Consider the following 17,530-nt stretch of genomic DNA (forward strand, 5'->3'; position numbering starts at 1 on the left):
TGTCTATTGGGCGGGCCGGGGCGCGGTGGGCGGAACCATGGGTTCTGGCACGTCAATGGCGGCAGAGACGGCCACGGCCTGGGGGGCCAGGCCTTCGGCGCGCCGTGCGGCCAGGGCGGCCTTGGTTTCCTCATAGCTCGCCCGGGTGATCTTGTAGCGGGCGTAGAAGACCACCGCGATCAAGCCAGGGATGCCGGCCAGGATCCCGTCCCAGAGGGCCAGGTTCCAGATGACATCGGCTGGCACCTCGCCGATCTGGGCCCGGACCGGGAAGGAGATGAAGGTCAGGACGAAGCCCGCCAGGGCCGCGCCGATGGCCTGGTCGACCTTGGCGAACAGGGAGCGGGTGGAATAGAGCACCCCTTCCTGACGCAGGCCGAACTTCAGCTCGTTCTCGTCGGCGATGTCGGCCAGGGCCGACATGATGCTGATGGAGAGCACGCTGGCCGCCCCATAGCTCAACACCGAGAATGCAATGAGGATGGCCAGCAGGTTGGGCGTCTGCGGGGTCAGCGTGCCGGCAAAGCCCATCAGGATCGGGATGGTCGGCGCCAGGGCATAGACAATGGCCGAGACGATGATGGTGGCCTTCTTGTCGAACCGGCCGTGCAGGGTGGCAGCGAACAGGAAAGCCGACAGATAGCCGGCAAACGAGCCGATCACGAAGAAGCGGATCTGCTCTGAGCCCAGGCCCCAATAGTAGGTGTTGGTATAGAGGTGCAGGCCGCCCCGCAGGCCGATCATCATGCTGAGGAAGAAGTAGGCGATCAGCAGCCAGACATAGTTGATGTTGGCGAAGGCCTTGCCCATGTCCTTGAAGAACTCGAGCGGGCTGTATTTCGGCAGGTTTTCCGCGGGCTTGGGCAGGAGCGGAATCCGGTCGCGGGTGAACCAGGCCGAGGCCGCCAGCAGGGCCAGGGCAATGCCCCCCATGATCACCGAGAACGCCCCGTAAGGCTCAGGATTGAGCAGGCCACGGGGATATTCCGGGGTCGCCTTGAAGAAGTAGGACAGGGCAATCCAGGTGGTGGCGGCCGCGCCGGCCCAGGTGAAGAAGCTGTTATAGGCCATCACCTTGGAGCGTTCGGTGTAGTCGCGGCTGAGCTCGCTGCCCAAGGCCATGTGGGGGGTGTGATAGAAGGTCATGGACTGGCGCAGCATGACCACGGTCACCGCAAACCAGGAGAACAGGGCCCAGGTCCCCAGGCTGTCCGGCGGGTTGAACACCGCCCAGAGGGACAGGACGATCGGGATCGGGGCGAAGAACATATAGATGTGACGCCGGCCCCAGCGGGACTTGGTGCGGTCGGAGATCGAGCCCACCAGGGGGTCGGAAATCCCGTCCAGGAACAGGCTGACGGAGATGGCCAGCCCCGCCAGGTGGGCCTCAAGCCCGAGCACCTGGTTGTAATAGAGCATGGCGTAGGAGCCGACGGAGAAGAGGGCGATGGATTCTGCGCCACTGCCCACGCCAAAAGCGAGCTTGGTTTTGAACGGCAGCCGTTCGCTGTCGCCCGATGAATTCTGGGCCAATTTACTATCCTCCCGAGCGCGCTCTTAAAATGATCCGGCGCGTCGCGTGGGGTGGAACAAAGACCCGGTCGCCTTATGCGTCAACTGTTCGCAGGCAAACTAAGCCCTAGAAAATACGAGGATTTATGGCTGCGCTTTGGCGTGGCCGCCTTGATGTCGGGGCTCTGCCGCACCCTGCAGGCGAGCGGCGCAGGACGCCCATAGCGATAAGTATCTGGCATTATTCAATTTTGTTCGGAAATCAACAGGCGGTGCCCGGCACGGTCCGCCGGACACCCGGGGCCTCAGGCATCCCAAGGCGCATTCTTGCGAAAGATATTGACTCGCAACTGGGAGCGGCCATAAGGGCGATCGCTAACGCGAATTGATCGCAAACTTCGGGGTATGTCTTGCGCAAGTCTCTTTTGGCCACAGCCGCCCTTCTGCCGCTTCTGTCGCCCTGTGTGGCCCTGGCTGAGGAGGAGGCTGCGCCAGTTTCCGAGCTGATCGTCATTGGGCCGGAGGGCCCCGGCGAGTTCCCCGGCGCGGCCACCCGGATCGAGGCGGTGGAGTATGAGCGCTCCCAGCCCAGGGACATCAATGACGTGCTGCGTCGGGTGCCGGGCCTGTATGTCCGGACCGAGGAGGGGCTGGGCCTTCGACCCAATATCGGCGTCCGGGGTCTGAACCCCACCCGGTCCACCGAGGTGCTGCTGCTGGAGGATGGGGTCCCGCTGACCTATTCGCCCTATGGGGACAACGCATCCTACTACCATCCGCCTCTGGAGCGGTTCTCGGCGGTGGAGGTCCTGAAGGGTGCCGGTCAGATCGTCTATGGCCCGCACACGGTGGGCGGAGTGATCAACTACACCACCGCAGCGCCCCCCGCCGACGCCTCAGGCCGGTTGGTGCTGCGGGCCGGGGGTAACGAGACCCGCGAACTGGTGCTGCAGGGCGGCGACACCTTCGGCAGCCTGGGGCTGCTGGGCGGGTTCGCCACCGGTGCCAATTCCGGGGTGCGGGAGAACCAGGAGCTCTCCTATAGCGACGTCTTCATCAAGGCCGTCGCCACCCTGTCGGAACGGCAGGCCCTGACCTTCAAGGCCACGGCCTATCTGGAAGACAGCAATGTCGGCTATTCGGGGCTGACGGAGGCCGAGTACCGGGCCAACCCCCGCGGCTATCCCTTCACCAACGATTCGTTCGTCATCGAGCGCTATGGGGCGAGCCTGGCCCATGGCTGGACGGTCTCGGACGACCTGCAGCTGAACACGGTGCTTTATGCCAGCACCTTTGACCGCGACTGGTGGCGCCAATCCTCCAATTCCGGCCAGCGTCCCTCGGACTCCGCCGACCCGGCCTGCGGCGGCATGGCCAATCTGAACACCACCTGCGGCAATGAAGGCCGGCTGCGGCAGTACTACATGTATGGCCTTGAGCAGCGGCTGACCCTCAACTGGTCCGGCGGCGAGCTTCTGGCCGGGGCCCGCCTGCACGCCGAAAACCAGGAGCGGTTCCAGTTCAATGGCGACCGTCCCAACTCCCGGGCGCCGGGGGTAGGCTCGGGCGCAGGGGTGCGCGAGCACAATGTCCGCGAAGCCCGGGCGGCCTCGGCCTTCATCAAGAACACCTTCCAGATCGGTGATCTCGCCATCGCCCCGGGGGTCCGCTTCGAGACCATGACCTTCAACCGGTCAGACAAGCTGGCGGGCCGCAGCGGTTCGACCGAACTCAGTGAGTGGATCCCGGGTCTCGGGGTGTCCTGGAGCAAGGACCAGCGGCTGACGTTGTTTGCCGGTGTGCACCGGGGCTTTTCGCCCCCCCGGGTCGAGGACATCATCACCAATGCCGGCGGTTCGGTGGAGCTTGATCCCGAGCGCAGCCTGAACTGGGAAGCGGGCTTGCGGGGTTCGCCCATGGCGGGCCTGGAAGGCGAACTGGCGATCTTCCGCCTGGATTTCGACAACCAGATCGTGCCGGCCTCCGTGGCCGGGGGCGTGGGGGCCACGGCGACCAGCGCCGGCGAGACCCGCCACCTGGGTCTGGAAGGCGCGGCGAGCTTCTCCTCCAAGGCCGCCTTCGCCACCTCGGTGGACTGGTATGCTGATGTCGCCTTCACCTGGGTGGAGACGGCGGAGTACCGGGGTCGCCGGTTCTCATCCATCGCGGGCCTGGGTGCGGTCTCGGTGACCGGCAACCGGTTGCCCTACGCGCCCGAATGGATGAGCCGAGCGGCGGTGGGCTTCGACACCGGCGTGATCCAGGCTGAGCTTGAAGGGGTCTATACGGGCGAGATGTTCACTGACGATGTGAACTCGGTCACCCCCATCGCCAATGGACAGCGGGGCCTGATCGACGACGCCTGGCAGTTCAATCTGGCGGCGGCCTACAAGGTCCCCAACACCCAGGTGAAGCTGACCCTGGCGGTCCGCAATCTGGCCGACAAGACCTTCATCATCGACCGCTCCCGCGGGATCTTGGTGAACGAGCCGCGTGCCGCCATCGTGGGGGTCGACCTGGCCTTCTAGGGCGGGATCGAGGTGGAACTAGGCAGGGGGCGATGGGCGCACAATATGAGCCTCTACCCCCTGCGTCCTGGGGGGCGAGTCTGGACCCCCTATGCCCCCATCGGCACCCCTGATCATCACTGCGGCCCTGGATCAGGGGGCGTTCGACTGGTTCCAAGACCTGCGCGAGGCCCATTTCCCGGCCCATCGAAATGTGGTTCCAGCCCATCTGACCCTGTTCCATGCCCTGCCGGGCGACCAGGAGGCGTTCATCGCCGAGACGGTGAAGGCGGCCTGCGCCGCCCGGGCCCCCCTGACCCTGGCCGTGCGCGGCCCCTGGTTCATGGGGCGCGGGGTGGCCTATCGCATAGCCTCCGCAGACCTTGACGCCCTGCGCGCGGAGCTCGCCGCCCACTTCGCCCCCTTTCTGACGCCGCAGGACCGGGCAGCCTTCCGCCCGCACATCACCATCCAGAACAAGGCCGATCCTGAGGCCGCGCGGGAACTCTGTGCGCGTCTCCAGCAAGAGTTCGAGCCCTTCGACATCACCGCCGAGGGCCTGCTGGTCTGGCGCTATCTGGGCGGGCCGTGGGAGCCGGTGGCGAAGGTGGGGTTTGGGAGCAGAGACCTGATTACCCGAGGTCGTGTGGGGGGTTCTTGACGGCCCAAGGTTGTTGGTCTGATTATGCAAGCGATAGCCCTCACCCTTGGTGCGGGGCGATGAGACGCCGTGCGAAGCGGCGCAGATCAGGGGCGCTCAATGCAAGAAGATCAGGCCACCAGACCCTGCCGTGTCCGGCACTATGTGCTGGCGACGCCGGACCAGGACTTCGTCTGCCAACAGCTCTATGACTTCCTGGGGCTGAAGCCGACGCCCAAGCGGGACGGGCCCAGCCCGACCGAGGCCTTTGGATTCTCCACGGCCATGATGCGGGTCGGCACGACGCTGATCGAGGTGGTCCAGCCCCTGCGCAAGCCCCACCTGCTGCACAATTTCTTCGACAGCCGTGGCGGTCAGGATGGGGGCTTCATGGTGGTCATGCAGACCTATGACGCCGACGCCTTGCGCGCCCGGGCCGGGGCGGCGGGGTTGAAGTTCGCCATGGACATGGATTTCCGCGGCCAGAGGCTGATGCAGTTCGACCACAAGGACTTCGGCACGCGGTTCGAATTCTACAAGTATACCCCCGAGGAGAACTGGTGGGGCGACCCGCTCAATGGCCCCTACAGCGACTCGCCCCTGGCCGAGGAGATCGTCGGGGCCGAGGTGGCGGTCGAACGTCCAGCTGAGATGGCGGCGACGGCCGCAGCGGTGTTCATCGCCCGCCAGGAGGGCCAGGCGATCATCTGTGTAGATGACCGGCGCATCGACTTTGTGGCGCCCACCGAGACCCGGCTGCGGGGCCTGAACGCCATTTACCTCAAGGCCCGTGACCGGAGCCGGGTGGGGGACATGGCCCGCATCGCCAATGTCGATTTCAAGCTGGTCTGACGGGGCTCCCACATGACGCATGATCATTCCCGCCGGACCCTCATTCTGGGCGTGGGTGCCCTGGCGGTTGCCACGTCCACCGGCTCAGGGGCTCTGGCTAAGCCCAGCGCCGCTGGACCCTGGGTCGCCCGGATCGGGGTGGCCTCGCCGGAGGCCGTCGCTCAAGTGGGCGCGCAACTGGGCGCCCGTCCAAGGCCGGTGCCCACCCGGCACCTGTCCCCCGGCCACCGCGCCGCCAGCTTCGGCCTTGCGGGGGTGGATGTGGAGTTTGAGGATTCCGACCCCGCCAGCCATGCATTGGCGGGGCAGGGCGGACGGGTGGGACTTGTGGCCCAAGACCCCGACCGGATCGCCGCCCGCGCCCGTCAGGCGGGACTGCGGGTTTTCCGCGACTGGATGGTCGCCGGCCAAAGGGTCATCGAACTGGACCCGGGGCCACTAGGCGCGCGGTTCGAAATTGTCGGCATTCTGGCCCCAGAGGCGGTCTGCGCCCCGACCCGGGTGACGGGGGTGGTGGTGGCCTGTGCGGATCCCCAGAGAGCCGCAGCCCTGGCCGGGGCGATCTTCGAGGCCCCGGTGCAAGATGCCGTGGCCAATCTCGCGGGCTTCCCGGTTCGGTTCGTGCAGTCCGCGCCCGCGGACCGCAAAGGTGTCGTGGCACTGAACCTGGCCGACGCCCGGCGACGGGAGGTCAGGGTCTAGCGCGCACCCTAGACACTCTGGCCGGCGCTCCAGCCTGAGGCCCAGGCCCATTGGAAGTTGTAGCCGCCGAGCCAGCCGGTGACGTCGACCACCTCGCCGATGAAATAGAGGCCCGGCACGTCGCGGGCCTCCAGGGTGCGGGAGTCCAGTTGGGTGGTGTCGACCCCGCCCAGGGTGACCTCGGCGGTGCGATAGCCTTCGGAGCCCACCGGCTTGACCCGCCAGGCGTTCACCGCCTCGGCCAGGGGGCGCAGCACCTTGTCGGACTGGTCGGCCATATTGCCCTTGGGCGCATGGGTCTCGGTGAGGAACTGGGCCAGACGCTTGGGCAACAGCTCGGCCAGGATGGTGGCCGGGGCGGCCTTGGCCCGGGCCGTGCGGGCCGAGCGCAGATGGGCGTAGACATCCTGGCCTGGGGCGAGATCCACGGCGATCTCCTGGCCCTCGCGCCAGTAGGACGAGGCCTGGAGAATGGCTGGTCCGCTCAAGCCGCGATGGGTGAAGAGCAGGGCCTCGGAAAACCGGGTCTTTCCCGCCCCGACGGTGGCGTCCACGGCGACCCCGGCCAGGGGGGAGGTGCGCTCCAGGAGCGAGACATCGAAGGTGAGCGGCACCAGGGCCGGCCGGGTTTCGGTGACCCTAAGGCCAAACTGCCGGGCCACATCATAGCCGAAGCCCGAGGCCCCCATCTTGGGGATCGATTTGCCGCCGGTGGCGATCACCAGGCTTGTGCAGGCGACCGGCCCGGCGGAGGTCTGCAGGGCAAAGCCGGCCTCGGTGCGGGCGATGGTCTGGATGGAGGTCGCAAGGCGCAGCTCCGCGCCGCCCTTGGCCATCTCGGCCAGCAGCATGTCGATGATCTGGCGGGCCGAGCCGTCGCAGAACAGCTGGCCGAGGGTCTTTTCGTGGTGGGCGATGCCGTAACGGTCCACCAGGGCGATGAAATCCCTGGGCCGGTAGCGCCGCAGGGCCGAGATGCAGAAGCGCGGGTTCTCCGACAGGAAGTTGTTCGGGGTGGTGTTGATGTTGGTGAAGTTGCAGCGACCGCCGCCGGAGATGCGGATTTTCTCGCCCGGGGCCTTGGCGTGGTCGATGACCAGCACCTTGCGGCCCCGCTGGGCGGCCTGGGCGGCGCACATCATGCCAGCAGCGCCGGCGCCGGCCACCACCACGTCGTAAGTCTGATCCATGGGCCTCCTTAGCCGATAAAGCGCCCCATGGGGCCAGCTCCCGCCCTGTGGCTGGACATTTGGCGGTTCAGCCCCTACCTAGGCCCCTCGACATTTCGTCGCGCGACGCTCGACCTAAGTCCGTTTCAGCGCGGTTCGCTCAAAGCCCGCCTCTCAAGCCTCCTCGATGCGCCGGTTTTCTGGCGCAGAGCGGGGCCTTTGGCGCGTCTGAACCGGGTTGCCGCCGTCTGGCGGGGGACACCTCACCGCTCCGTCATCCAGGGGGAGCGCCGGCCAGATGGCCGGTTCGCCGGGCGTCGGCGGCCAGCAGGAGACGATTGGCATGTCCAAGGAAGAGTTCATCGAGTTTGAAGGTGTGATCACCGAACTGCTGCCCGAGGGCCGGTTCCGGGTTCAGCTGGACAATGAGCACACCATCTTGGCCTACACCGCCGGCCGCATGAAGCGGAACCGCATCCGCTCCCTGGTGGGTGACCGGGTGACCGTCGAGATGACCCCCTACGACCTGGACAAGGGGCGCATCACCTATCGCCACAAGACTGAAGGCCCCCGCATGGGCGGCGGCGCCCAGCGGCCCCAGCAGTTCCGCAAGCGCTAGGTCTCGTCAGCTCCCAAAGGGGTCTTCGGGCCCCGAGCTTGGCAATAACGGGAAATTCATTGGGGCTGCGATCCCCCGCCGCTATTGATGGGGCCGCACCCGTTTGACGTTATCGACTCGAGGGCCGAATTGACCCTGGCGTGGATCGCCTTATTGCCGTTTCTAGGCGCCCTGGCCCCGGCCCTCGCCATTCGACTTGGTCGCAACGCCTGCGCCCTGGCCACAGGGCTTGTGACGGCGACCGCCCTGGCCCTGCTGCTGAGCCTGGCCCCGCAGGTGATGGCCGGCCAGGTGGTCACCGCCCGGCTGGAGTGGTTCCCTGGCCTTGGTCTGAACCTCAACTTCTTCCTGGACGCGCTCGGGCTGATGTTTGCCGGGATGATCCTGGGCATCGGCCTCCTGGTCATCATCTATGCCCGGTTCTACCTGGCCAAGGCCGACCCCATGGGGCGGTTTTTCGCCTTCCTGCTGCTGTTTCAGGGGGCGATGGTCGGTATCGTCCTGTCGGACAATATCCTGCTGCTGCTGATCTTCTGGGAGCTGACCAGCCTCTCCTCGTTCCTGCTGATCGGCTACTGGCGTCACCTTCCTGAGGGCCGCCAAGGCGCGCGGATGGCGTTGACGGTCACAGGCCTTGGCGGGCTGTCGCTGATCGCGGGCCTGCTGATCCTGGGCCAGATCGCCGGGTCCTATGACCTGAGCGTGATCCTGCAGAGCGGGGAGGCGATCCAGGCCTCGCCCCTGTACCTGCCGGCCCTGATCCTGATCCTGGTGGGCTGTTTCGCCAAGTCGGCCCAGTTCCCGTTCCACTTCTGGCTGCCCCACGCCATGGCCGCCCCCACCCCGGTGAGCGCCTATCTGCATTCGGCGACCATGGTGAAGGCCGGCATCTTCCTGCTGGCCCGGCTGTGGCCGGCGCTGTCGGGGACGGAGGCCTGGTTCTACCTGGTGGGCGGGGTTGGGCTGTTCACCATGGTGTTCGCCGCCGTGGTGGCCCTGTTCAAGGACGACCTGAAGGGGTTGCTGGCCTATTCGACCATCAGCCATCTGGGGATGCTGACCTTCCTGTTTGGCCTGGGCACCCCTGCGGCTGCCGTGGCCGGCGTGTTCCACATCATCAATCACGCGACCTTCAAGGCCGCCCTGTTCATGAACGCCGGGATTGTCGACCACGAGGCCGGGACCCGGGACCTCCGCAAGCTCGGCGGGCTGTTCACCCTCATGCCCATTGCCGCCACCCTGGCGGTGCTGAGCGCGGCGGCCATGGCCGGCGTGCCGCCCATGAATGGTTTCATCTCCAAGGAGATGATGCTGATGGAGGCCGTCGACACCACGGCGTTTGGGCTGAACTGGCTGGTGCCGGCCCTGGTGATGATCGGGGTGCTGTTCTCGGCGGCCTACGCCTTCCGCTATGTGGTCGGGGTCTATTTCGGGCCCAAGCGCGAGTCCTATCCCGCCAAGCCCCATGATGCGCCGTTCGGCATGTGGGCGCCTCCGGCCCTGCTGGTGATCCTGGCCGTGGCCATTGGTCTGGCACCGGCCCTGGTGGCCGGGCCCCTGGTCAATGCCGTCGCCGCCGTGGTGACGGGGGGGGCTGCGAGCGAAAAGCACCTGTCGCTCTGGCACGGCTTCAACCTGCCCCTGGTCATGAGCTTGGCTGCCCTGGTCGGGGGGGGCATCCTGCTGGCCAGCCATCGCCAGCTGGAGCGGGTGTGGTTGGCGCTAGGGCTGCCGGACGCCAAGCGGATGTTCGACACCACCACGCTTGCCCTGGCCCGGGCCGCCCAGCGCTTTACCGAGGCGGTGCATAATGGTTCGCTGCAGCGCTACATGTTCGTGATCCTGGCCACGGCTGTGATCATCGCCCTGGCCGGCTTTGTGAGTGCCGACTATGTCCAGGGCGGTCGTCCGACCCTGCCGGCACCAGGGGCCGCGGTGGTGGCCTGGGTGCTGCTGGTGGGGGGAACCACCGCCGTGGTGCTCGGCCACCGGCATCGATACCTGTCGCTGATCTTCATCAGCGTCATTGGCCTCGTGGTCTCCCTGACCTTCGTCTTTCTGTCTGCCCCGGACCTGGCCCTGACCCAGATCTCGGTGGAGGTGGTGACCATCCTGCTGCTGCTGGTGGCGCTCAACCTGATGCCCAAGACCTCGCCCGTTGAGAGCGGCACTGGCCGTCGCCTGCGTGATGGCCTTTTGGCCACCTTGGGCGGCCTGGGGATGGCGGGGGCCACCTGGGCGCTGCTGCGCCGGGAGGGGCCGGCTTCAATCTCAGAGTTCCACTGGAACAACTCCTATTCCGGCGGCGGCGGCACCAATGTGGTCAATGTGATCCTGGTGGACTTCCGGGGCTTTGACACCTTTGGCGAGATCATCGTGCTGGGGATCGCGGCCCTGACCATCTTTGCCCTGCTGGATACGGCAGGCCGAGGCGCCTCGGGCCGACGCCTGGCCAAGTGGACCCCAGATCAGAACCGTTCGCCAGAGCGCCATCCCATGATGCTGGTGGTGGCCACCCGGTTGCTGCTGCCCTTGGCCCTGGTGGTCGGCTTCTACATCTTCCTGCGGGGCCATAATGAGCCCGGCGGCGGGTTCATCGCCGGGCTCGTGGTCTCGGTGGCGCTGCTGATGCAGTACATGGCGTCAGGCTATGCCTGGGCCAACCGGCGCCTGCCGGTGGATCACCACGGGCTGATTGGCTTTGGGGTGATGGCTGCGGCGGTGACCGGACTTGCCGCCATGGTGTTCGGCGTGCCGTTCCTGACCAGTGCCTATGAGTATGTGCCCATCCCGCTGATCGGAGATGTAGGCCTGTCCAGCGCCCTGGCCTTTGACATCGGCGTGGCCTGCACGGTGGTGGGGGTGGTGATGCTGGCCCTGCATCATCTGTCGAGCGTGGCCCAGCGGGCTGAGAAGACGCCTGCCAGTGACGAGCCGATGGATGTCGATCCCAGCCGACCTCGGGCGCCCGCGCCCGCCGGACCGGGAGGCGAGGGGGCATGAGTATCGAGTTTCTGGTGGCCTCAGGGGTCGGCGTGCTGTCGGCGGCGGGCATCTATCTGGTGCTGCGGGCCAGGACTTTTCCGGTGGTGCTGGGCCTGGCCTTCATGTCCTACGCCATCAATGTCTTCCTGTTCGCCTCAGGCCGGGTGGTGATCAATCAACCGCCGATCTGGGGCAAGGACGTGGCCGCCTATACCGACCCGCTGCCCCAGGCCCTGGTGCTGACGGCCATCGTCATCGCCTTTGGCATGACCGCCCTGGTGGTGGTCCTGGCCCTGCGGACCTATCTCGAGGTCGGCACCGACCATGTGGACGGTCTGATGGACGGTAAGGCGACCCCTGAGGCGCCCCCGGCCGAGGCACCGACCATCGACACCCCTGCGGCAATCTCTGGCGCGAGCTCCGGGGAGACGCGCCCATGAGCCACTGGGTGATTGCCCCTGTGCTGTTGCCGGCCCTGCTGGCACCGATCCTGTTGCTGTTCCTGCGCAAGCGGCTGATGGAGTCGCGGGTGGTGTCCATCGCCGCCTGTCTGAGCCTGCTGGGGCTGGCCATCCTGCTGATGGTGCAGGCCGACAGTGGGGTCACCGCGGCCTATGCCCTGGGCAATTGGCAGGCCCCCTTCGGCATCATCATGGTGCTGGACCGGTTGTCAGCCCTGATGCTGCTGATCACCGCGATCCTGGCGCTGGCGGTGATGATCTATGCCGTGGTGACCGGCCTTGACCGGAAAGGCTGGCATTTCCATCCGCTGTTCCAGTTTCAGTTGCTGGGCCTGAACGGCGCCTTCCTGACGGGCGACCTGTTCAATCTGTTCGTCTTCTTCGAGGTGCTGCTGATCGCCTCCTACGGTCTGATGCTGCACGGGGGCGGCGGCGCGCGGCTGAAGGCCGGCGTCCAGTATGTGGTCATCAATCTGGTGGGCTCGACCCTGTTCCTGGTGGCCGTGGGCCTGCTCTATGGGGCTACGGGAACGCTCAACATGGCTCACATGGCCCAGCGGGTGGCCGCTGCGCCCGTGGGCGACCATGGGCTGATCCTGGCCGGCGGGCTGTTGATGACGGCGGTGTTCGCCCTGAAGGCGGCGGTCTTCCCGCTGCACTTCTGGTTGCCGCGCACCTATGTCTCGACCTCCATCGCCATGGCGGCCCTGTTCGCCATCATGACCAAGGTGGGTGCCTACTGCATCCTGCGCTTTACCACAGTGGTGTTTGGCGACGGAGCCGGGCCCATGGCCTGGGCCCAGGCGGACTATCTGCTGCCTGCCGCCCTGGCCACCATGCTGGTGGGGTTCATCGGGGTGCTCGGAGCCCGCAACCTGCGCCATCTGGCGGCGTTTTCCGTGGTCGGCTCCATGGGTACGCTGGTGGCGACCATTGCGGTGTTCACGCCAGAGGCCACAGCCGCCGCGCTCTATTATCTGCCCCACTCGACCTTTGCGGCCGCGGCGCTGTTCCTGGTGGCCGACCAGATCGCACGCCGGCGGGGGGACTACGGGGATGCCCTGTCCCCCAGCCCGATCTTCACCCAGGCCGGCCCCCTCTCGGTGCTGTTCTTCCTCACCGCCATTGCCGTCGTCGGACTGCCGCCCCTGTCGGGCTTCCCGGGCAAGCTGCTGATCCTGGACGCCGTGCGCAGCGCGCCTGGGGGCTGGTGGATCTGGGGCTTCATTCTGGGGACCACGGTCATCGCCCTGCTGGGCTTTGCCCGGGCCGGGAGCACCCTGTTCTGGAAGAGCGCTGCAACCCCTGGCGTCATCAAGGCGGCAGCGCCTGTCGCGCCGGTCACGGCGGCCATGGTGGTGGTTGGGCTGCTGTCGGTGCTCGTCGCCCTGACGGTGGCCGGCGGTCAGATCAGCGTCTATCTGGAGGCCACAGCGGACCAGATCTACACGCCCGCCAGCTATATTGCCGGTGTGATGGGGCCAGGGTGAGGGGCGGGCAATGATCAAAAAGCTGCTGCCCCATCCGGCCCTGACGGTCACCCTGATCGTGGTCTGGATGCTGTTGGCCAACCAGATAACCCTGGGCGGGTTCGTCCTGGGCGTCATCATCGGCATTATTCTGCCGATCCTCACCAGCCCCTTCTGGCCCGACCGGCCCCGGGTGCGGTTTGGCCCGGCGACCTGGTTCTATCTGGCCCTGGTGCTGTGGGACATTGTCACGGCCAGCTTCCAGATCGCTCTCATCGTGCTGTTCCGCCGGTCAAAGGACCTGCGTCCGGCCTGGCTGGTGGTGCCCCTGGATGTCCGCTCCCCTGAAGCCATTACCATGCTGGCCGGAACGATCAGCATGACCCCGGGCACAGTGTCCTGTGATGTGTCGGCCTGCGGGCGGGCGCTGCTGGTACACGCCCTCGATACCCCCGACCCCGAGGCCGAGGTGGCCCGGATCAAGCGCCGCTATGAGGCCCGGCTGAAGAGGATCTTCGTATGATCGAGATCGCCGTCCTGTTCACCATTTCCTGCGTGGGCCTGGCCATGGCCCTCAATCTCTGGCGGCTGGCCAAGGGGCCGACCCAGGCCGACCGCATCCTGGCCCTGGACACCATGACCATCAACGCCATCGCCCTGATGGTGCTGATGCAGATCCAGCAGGGCTCGGCGGTGTATTTTGAGGCGGCGCTGCTGCTAGCGATGGTCGGCTTTGTGGGCACGGTGGCCTACTGCAAGTTCCTGTTGCGCGGCGATATCATAGAGTAGGGATGACGATGGACGCCGGACCCGTTGAAATCCTGATCTCGGCCATCCTGGTGGTTGGCGGCTTCTTTGCCCTGGTGGGCTCATGGGGCCTGGCGCGGATGCCGACCCTGATGACCCGGCTGCACGGCCCGACCAAGGTGACCACCCTGGGGGTGGGCTCCTGCCTGATCGCCTCAATGATCTATTTCCCGGCCATGCAAGGGACGTTCTCCGCCCATGAGCTGCTGATCACCCTGTTCCTGTTCCTGACCGCGCCGATCACCGCCAATATGATCGCCAAGGCCCATCTGCACCGGCAGAAGCGCGGACTGGACGCCGAGCCCATGGACGGGATCGCCGACAGCCTGCCCGAGAGCGGGGTCGGGACCGGCTGGGCCACGTTTGCTGGTCGCCTGACAGAACCCTCCGATCCGCCGCGCTGAGGCGCTTGCGGCGGACGCGGAATCCGGGATGGATCGCGCCGATGACAAACGAACCTTTCTTCAAGCAGCAGGATGACCAGTACCTGCCTACGCCGGCCTGCCGTGGCCCTTGGAACCCTCAGTCCCTGCACGGGCGGGTGATTGTAGGTCTGCTGGGCCATGTGCTGGAGGCCGAGCATGGGGAGCCAGATTTCATCCCCGCACGGCTGACAGTGGACATGTACCGGCTGCCGGACTTCTCCCCCATCGCGGTGACGACCAAGGTGGTGCGGGCCGGCAAGCGCATCAAGGTGGTGGACGCGGAGTTCATCAGCGGCGGGGTCAGCATGGGCCGGGCCAGCTGTCAGTTCCTGCGCCGCACGGCCAACCCTGAGGGCACGGTGTGGACGCCCCCCAACTGGGAGGCCCCCAAGCCTGGCGAGATCGAGCCGGTCAATGATCCGCGCATGGCCTTGGGGGGCATGTGGGCCATGCGGCGGATCACCGGCGACTTTGGCAAGCCGGGCGTCAAGCGGGCCTGGATGAGCGAGGTCCGCGACCTGGTGGAGGGTCAGCCGCTGACGCCATTTACCCGGGTGGCGGTGGCGGCGGATTTCGCTAGCCCCTTCGCCAATTCCGGGGACAAGGGGCTCGCCTATATCAACAGCGACGTGACGGTCTATCTGCACCGGCTGCCGGCCACCGAGTGGGTGGGCTTTGAAGTGGTCAACCATGGCGCCAGCGACGGCGTCGCGGTGGGGGAATGCTTCCTCTATGACGAGCAGGGCCCCATCGGCTCAGCCACCTGCACGGCCCTGGCCCAGGTGATGAAGCGTTAGAACCTCAGGAGACCGCGACCGCCCGGCGGCACTCGGCGGCGAAGGTTCCGGCCATGTCGGCGGGCGGGGGCATGTGGGGCCCCAGCTGCTGCGCACCGTAGACGGCGCCGATGGCACCGGCGCTCTGCAGGCGGTCGAGGAAATTGGTGTCGATCGGGGCCTCGGCGACGACGCCCTGACCGGCCGTGGCGCTCAAATCGGCGACGAATACGAACAGCTGGTCATCCAGGCCGACGGTAAGGCGGTCTTCGCTGGCGATGGGGGTGAACCCCTCAACCCTCAGGGTCATGGTGGCGGGGTTGCGGATGCAGCCCAGGCGCAACAGGGGGGCTCCGGCGGCGTCCAGCAGGGTCAGGGTGACGCCTTCGCCGGTGGCCGAGCGGGCCCAGGAGAGGCCCGGCTGCACGGCAGCGGCGGGCGGCGGCTCCACAGGGGCGGCCGGCGTCGGCGGGGCCTCTGCCGGGGAGCAGGCGCCGAGCGCCAGGGCCGTAAAGAGCGCGAGGCTGAGGGTCTGCTTCATGGAGGTCTCCTTCTGCGGACTCATAGGCGGCAGGGGCGGGGCGGCGTCAAGCGCCACCGCTGGCCGCCCCGCTGGCGGGACCGCGTCGGTTCATTTCATCGCCGGCGTCCTTGGGCAGCCGGAGGTAAAACACCAGGGAGACGAAGGTCAGGGCACCGATCACCAGGAAGGCGCGGGAGATGGCCTCAGTGGTCATTTCTGTGGCCCCGGCCATCTGGGTGAACTGGTGAATCAGGGTGGCGGCCAGACCGATGCCCACCGACTGCACCAGCTGCTGGGCCATGGCTGACATGGTCGAGGCGCGGCTCATGCGGTCCTGGCCGATATCGGCATAGGCCAGACCATTGAGGCTGGTGAACTGCAGCGAGCGGAAGAAGCCCCCGGCCAGGAGCACCAGCATGATCAGCCAGTGCGGGGTGTCGATCTGAAAGAAGCCGTAGGCCAGGAAGAACACGCCGGTGATCAGGGCATTGACCACCAGCACATTGCGGAAGCCGAACCGGCGCAGGATCGGCGGGGCGGTGGTCTTCATGACCAGGGCGCCGGCCGCGCCAATGAAGGTCAGCAGGCCGGCGGCCAGGGCGGTGAGGCCAAAGGCCACCTGCAGCAGCAGGGCCAGCATGAAGGGGGTGGCCCCCATGGCGATACGCATGAAGGCCCCGCCGACCACCGAGGCCTGGAAGGTCTGAACCCGGAACAGGGACAGGTCGAGGATGGCGTAGGGGGTGCGCCGGGCATGCCAGGCATAGGTCCACAGCATGGCCCCGCCTGCGGCAAACAGGCCGGCCACGGCCACGCCCGGGAGCACGTCGCGGCCCAGGGTTTCAAAGCCGAAGATCACGCTGGCCAGACCGATGCCGGTAAGCAGCATGCCTTTCCAGTCCAGGCGCTGGGGGTCCTGCAGGGGAACGATGGGGACAAAGCGCAGCACCAGCAGGACGCCGGCGGCGGCGATGGGCAGGTTCATGAAGAAGATCCACGGCCAGTCCCAGAAGGTGACGATGAATCCGCCCACCGGGGGGCCAAGCACGGGGCCGAGGAGGGCGGGCATGGTCAGCACCGACATGGCGCCCACGAGCTCGTTCTTTGGGGTGGTGCGCAGGAGCACGAGACGGCCCACGGGCGCCATCATGGCCCCTGCCGCGCCTTGCAGGAGACGGCCCCCCACCAGCTCCAGCAGGGTGTCGGCCAGGCCGCAGAGGGCCGAGGAGACCGCATAGAGCACCATGGCCAGGAGGAAGATCCGCTTGGCCCCAAACATGTCGGCGGCCCAGCCGCTGATGGGCAGGAAGACGGCTGCGGCCAGCAGGTACATGCTGATGGCCAGGTTCAGGCGCAGGGGATCCTCGCCCATGTCCTGGGCCATCACCGGCAGGGCGTTGGACAGCACGGTGGCGTTGAGGGTCTGCATCATCAGGGCCGAGCCGATGACGGCGGGCACAATCCAGCCGCGGCTGATCGCGGCGGCCCGTTCCTCGGCGGTCTGGGCTGGCGTGGATGATTTTGGAGTCGGGTCGGCGATGTCTTCGCTCATGACTGGGCCTCCACCAGGGCCAGGAGCGGGGCTGTGGCAGCGGCCAGGGCCTGACGCTCGGCCGGCTCAAGGCGGCTGAGGCGGGCGGCGAGCCAGTCGTTGCGGAGGCGGCGGGTCTCGGCCAGGGCCGCCTGGCCGGCCGGGGTGATGGTGAAGCCAGACCGGCGACCGTCGGAGGCGTGGCTGAGGCGGTTGATCCAGCCGGCGGCCTCCAGGCGCTTGATGTGGGTGCTCATGGCTGGGCGCGACATCTGCTCGGCCTCGGCGAGATCAGAGACGCCGATGCCGGGCTGGCGCTTGATCTCCACCAACAACAGCACATCGAGGGCAGAGAGGCCGGCCTTGGCCGCCTCCTGGCGCAGGCGCCGGGCGACCCGCAGCAGGGCCGGACGCAGCGCCTCGGCCAGGGCGGCGGGATCGTCGGGGAGGTCGGCGGGCATGGGGGCTATCTAGTTAAGTAAGCGAACTATCTATCGGGCTTGATAGACCTCTCAGGCCCGGGGTCAAGGGCGGCTGTCCTGGCTATGCTCG

General features: G+C 66.9%; 15 protein-coding genes and 2 pseudogenes. 12 read left to right on the plus strand and 5 right to left on the minus strand.

Features of this window, described 5'->3' with window-relative positions; all coding sequences use genetic code 11:
• Positions 1-3: 3 nt before the first annotated feature.
• Positions 4-1,533: an MFS transporter gene (locus tag MH112_RS06450; protein WP_296565456.1), complete on the minus strand. Its 1,530-nt coding sequence runs from the start codon at positions 1,531-1,533 to the stop codon at positions 4-6.
• A gap of 389 nt (positions 1,534-1,922) precedes the next feature.
• On the opposite strand from MH112_RS06450, the gene MH112_RS06455 reads away from it, so the two are divergent.
• The 4 genes from MH112_RS06455 to MH112_RS06470 all read left to right on the plus strand — a co-directional run bounded on the left by MH112_RS06455 (position 1,923) and on the right by MH112_RS06470 (position 6,213).
• Positions 1,923-4,040, plus strand: a complete 2,118-nt coding sequence (locus MH112_RS06455; RefSeq protein WP_296565459.1) for a TonB-dependent receptor — start codon at positions 1,923-1,925, stop codon at positions 4,038-4,040.
• 91 nt (positions 4,041-4,131) lie between these two features.
• Positions 4,132-4,680 (plus strand): 2'-5' RNA ligase family protein, encoded by a 549-nt coding sequence (locus MH112_RS06460; RefSeq protein WP_296565462.1) that lies wholly within the window; start codon positions 4,132-4,134, stop codon positions 4,678-4,680.
• A 99-nt stretch (positions 4,681-4,779) separates the two neighbouring features.
• A complete protein-coding gene (locus tag MH112_RS06465; RefSeq protein ID WP_296565464.1) occupies positions 4,780-5,511 on the plus strand; it encodes a hypothetical protein in 732 nt (243 codons plus the stop codon).
• A 12-nt stretch (positions 5,512-5,523) separates the two neighbouring features.
• Positions 5,524-6,213 carry a hypothetical protein gene (locus MH112_RS06470; RefSeq protein WP_296565466.1) on the plus strand — a complete coding sequence of 230 codons (690 nt, stop codon included), beginning with the start codon at positions 5,524-5,526 and terminating at the stop codon, positions 6,211-6,213.
• Positions 6,214-6,221: 8 nt separating this feature from the next.
• Here the strand turns inward: MH112_RS06470 and MH112_RS06475 are convergent, their stop codons facing one another.
• Complete coding sequence (locus MH112_RS06475) at positions 6,222-7,403, minus strand: NAD(P)/FAD-dependent oxidoreductase (RefSeq protein WP_296565469.1); 1,182 nt, start codon at positions 7,401-7,403, stop codon at positions 6,222-6,224.
• 322 nt (positions 7,404-7,725) lie between these two features.
• On the opposite strand from MH112_RS06475, the pseudogene infA reads away from it, so the two are divergent.
• The 8 genes and pseudogenes from infA to MH112_RS06515 form a co-directional block, all read left to right on the plus strand.
• Positions 7,726-7,941 (plus strand): annotated as a pseudogene (gene infA / locus MH112_RS06480) (translation initiation factor IF-1); the annotation flags it as partial.
• A gap of 147 nt (positions 7,942-8,088) precedes the next feature.
• A complete protein-coding gene (locus MH112_RS06485; protein WP_296565470.1) occupies positions 8,089-11,004 on the plus strand; it encodes a monovalent cation/H+ antiporter subunit A in 2,916 nt (971 codons plus the stop codon).
• A 2-nt stretch (positions 11,005-11,006) separates the two neighbouring features.
• A pseudogene (locus tag MH112_RS06490) lies at positions 11,007-11,321 on the plus strand (Na+/H+ antiporter subunit C); the annotation flags it as partial.
• A gap of 101 nt (positions 11,322-11,422) precedes the next feature.
• A complete protein-coding gene (locus MH112_RS06495) occupies positions 11,423-12,937 on the plus strand; it encodes a monovalent cation/H+ antiporter subunit D (RefSeq protein ID WP_296565475.1) in 1,515 nt (504 codons plus the stop codon).
• A 10-nt stretch (positions 12,938-12,947) separates the two neighbouring features.
• Entirely contained in the window at positions 12,948-13,439 is a 492-nt protein-coding gene (locus MH112_RS06500; protein ID WP_296565477.1) for a Na+/H+ antiporter subunit E, read from the plus strand.
• A complete protein-coding gene (locus tag MH112_RS06505; RefSeq protein ID WP_296565480.1) occupies positions 13,436-13,705 on the plus strand; it encodes a K+/H+ antiporter subunit F in 270 nt (89 codons plus the stop codon). The genes MH112_RS06500 and MH112_RS06505 overlap by 4 nt, the downstream gene beginning before the upstream one ends.
• An 8-nt stretch (positions 13,706-13,713) precedes the next feature.
• Positions 13,714-14,127 (plus strand): Na+/H+ antiporter subunit G, encoded by a 414-nt coding sequence (locus MH112_RS06510; RefSeq protein WP_296565482.1) that lies wholly within the window; start codon positions 13,714-13,716, stop codon positions 14,125-14,127.
• A 41-nt stretch (positions 14,128-14,168) separates the two neighbouring features.
• The gene (locus MH112_RS06515; RefSeq protein WP_296565485.1) at positions 14,169-14,945 is read left to right on the plus strand and encodes a thioesterase family protein; all 777 of its coding nucleotides are present in this window, start codon (positions 14,169-14,171) and stop codon (positions 14,943-14,945) included.
• 4 nt (positions 14,946-14,949) lie between these two features.
• Here MH112_RS06515 and MH112_RS06520 read toward each other — a convergent pair whose 3' ends face one another.
• Genes MH112_RS06520 through MH112_RS06530 form a run of 3 tightly spaced genes read right to left on the minus strand, consistent with a single transcriptional unit; the run spans position 14,950 to position 17,439 of the window.
• Positions 14,950-15,465: a hypothetical protein gene (locus MH112_RS06520; RefSeq protein ID WP_296565488.1), complete on the minus strand. Its 516-nt coding sequence runs from the start codon at positions 15,463-15,465 to the stop codon at positions 14,950-14,952.
• A gap of 46 nt (positions 15,466-15,511) precedes the next feature.
• Positions 15,512-16,999, minus strand: a complete 1,488-nt coding sequence (locus MH112_RS06525; protein ID WP_296565491.1) for an MFS transporter — start codon at positions 16,997-16,999, stop codon at positions 15,512-15,514.
• Positions 16,996-17,439 (minus strand): MarR family transcriptional regulator, encoded by a 444-nt coding sequence (locus tag MH112_RS06530; RefSeq protein ID WP_296565493.1) that lies wholly within the window; start codon positions 17,437-17,439, stop codon positions 16,996-16,998. Before MH112_RS06530 ends, MH112_RS06525 begins: the two co-directional genes overlap by 4 nt.
• Positions 17,440-17,530: the final 91 nt, after the last annotated feature.

This window comes from Phenylobacterium sp. (assembly GCF_022402485.1).
Lineage (GTDB): Bacteria > Pseudomonadota > Alphaproteobacteria > Caulobacterales > Caulobacteraceae > Phenylobacterium.

Excerpts from the sequence above, each read along its gene's own strand:
- MH112_RS06510 (WP_296565482.1), top strand. The coding sequence starts at position 13,714 with ATGGACGCCGGACCCGTTGAAATCCTGATCTCGGCCATCCTGGTGGTT.
- MH112_RS06505 (WP_296565480.1), top strand. The coding sequence starts at position 13,436 with ATGATCGAGATCGCCGTCCTGTTCACCATTTCCTGCGTGGGCCTGGCC.
- MH112_RS06475 (WP_296565469.1), bottom strand. The coding sequence starts at position 7,403 with ATGGATCAGACTTACGACGTGGTGGTGGCCGGCGCCGGCGCTGCTGGC.
- MH112_RS06530 (WP_296565493.1), bottom strand. The coding sequence starts at position 17,439 with ATGCCCGCCGACCTCCCCGACGATCCCGCCGCCCTGGCCGAGGCGCTG.
- MH112_RS06485 (WP_296565470.1), top strand. The coding sequence starts at position 8,089 with ATGGGGCCGCACCCGTTTGACGTTATCGACTCGAGGGCCGAATTGACC.
- MH112_RS06520 (WP_296565488.1), bottom strand. The coding sequence starts at position 15,465 with ATGAAGCAGACCCTCAGCCTCGCGCTCTTTACGGCCCTGGCGCTCGGC.
- MH112_RS06470 (WP_296565466.1), top strand. The coding sequence starts at position 5,524 with ATGACGCATGATCATTCCCGCCGGACCCTCATTCTGGGCGTGGGTGCC.
- MH112_RS06465 (WP_296565464.1), top strand. The coding sequence starts at position 4,780 with ATGCAAGAAGATCAGGCCACCAGACCCTGCCGTGTCCGGCACTATGTG.
- MH112_RS06515 (WP_296565485.1), top strand. The coding sequence starts at position 14,169 with ATGACAAACGAACCTTTCTTCAAGCAGCAGGATGACCAGTACCTGCCT.
- MH112_RS06460 (WP_296565462.1), top strand. The coding sequence starts at position 4,132 with ATGCCCCCATCGGCACCCCTGATCATCACTGCGGCCCTGGATCAGGGG.
- MH112_RS06525 (WP_296565491.1), bottom strand. The coding sequence starts at position 16,999 with ATGAGCGAAGACATCGCCGACCCGACTCCAAAATCATCCACGCCAGCC.
- MH112_RS06495 (WP_296565475.1), top strand. The coding sequence starts at position 11,423 with ATGAGCCACTGGGTGATTGCCCCTGTGCTGTTGCCGGCCCTGCTGGCA.
- MH112_RS06500 (WP_296565477.1), top strand. The coding sequence starts at position 12,948 with ATGATCAAAAAGCTGCTGCCCCATCCGGCCCTGACGGTCACCCTGATC.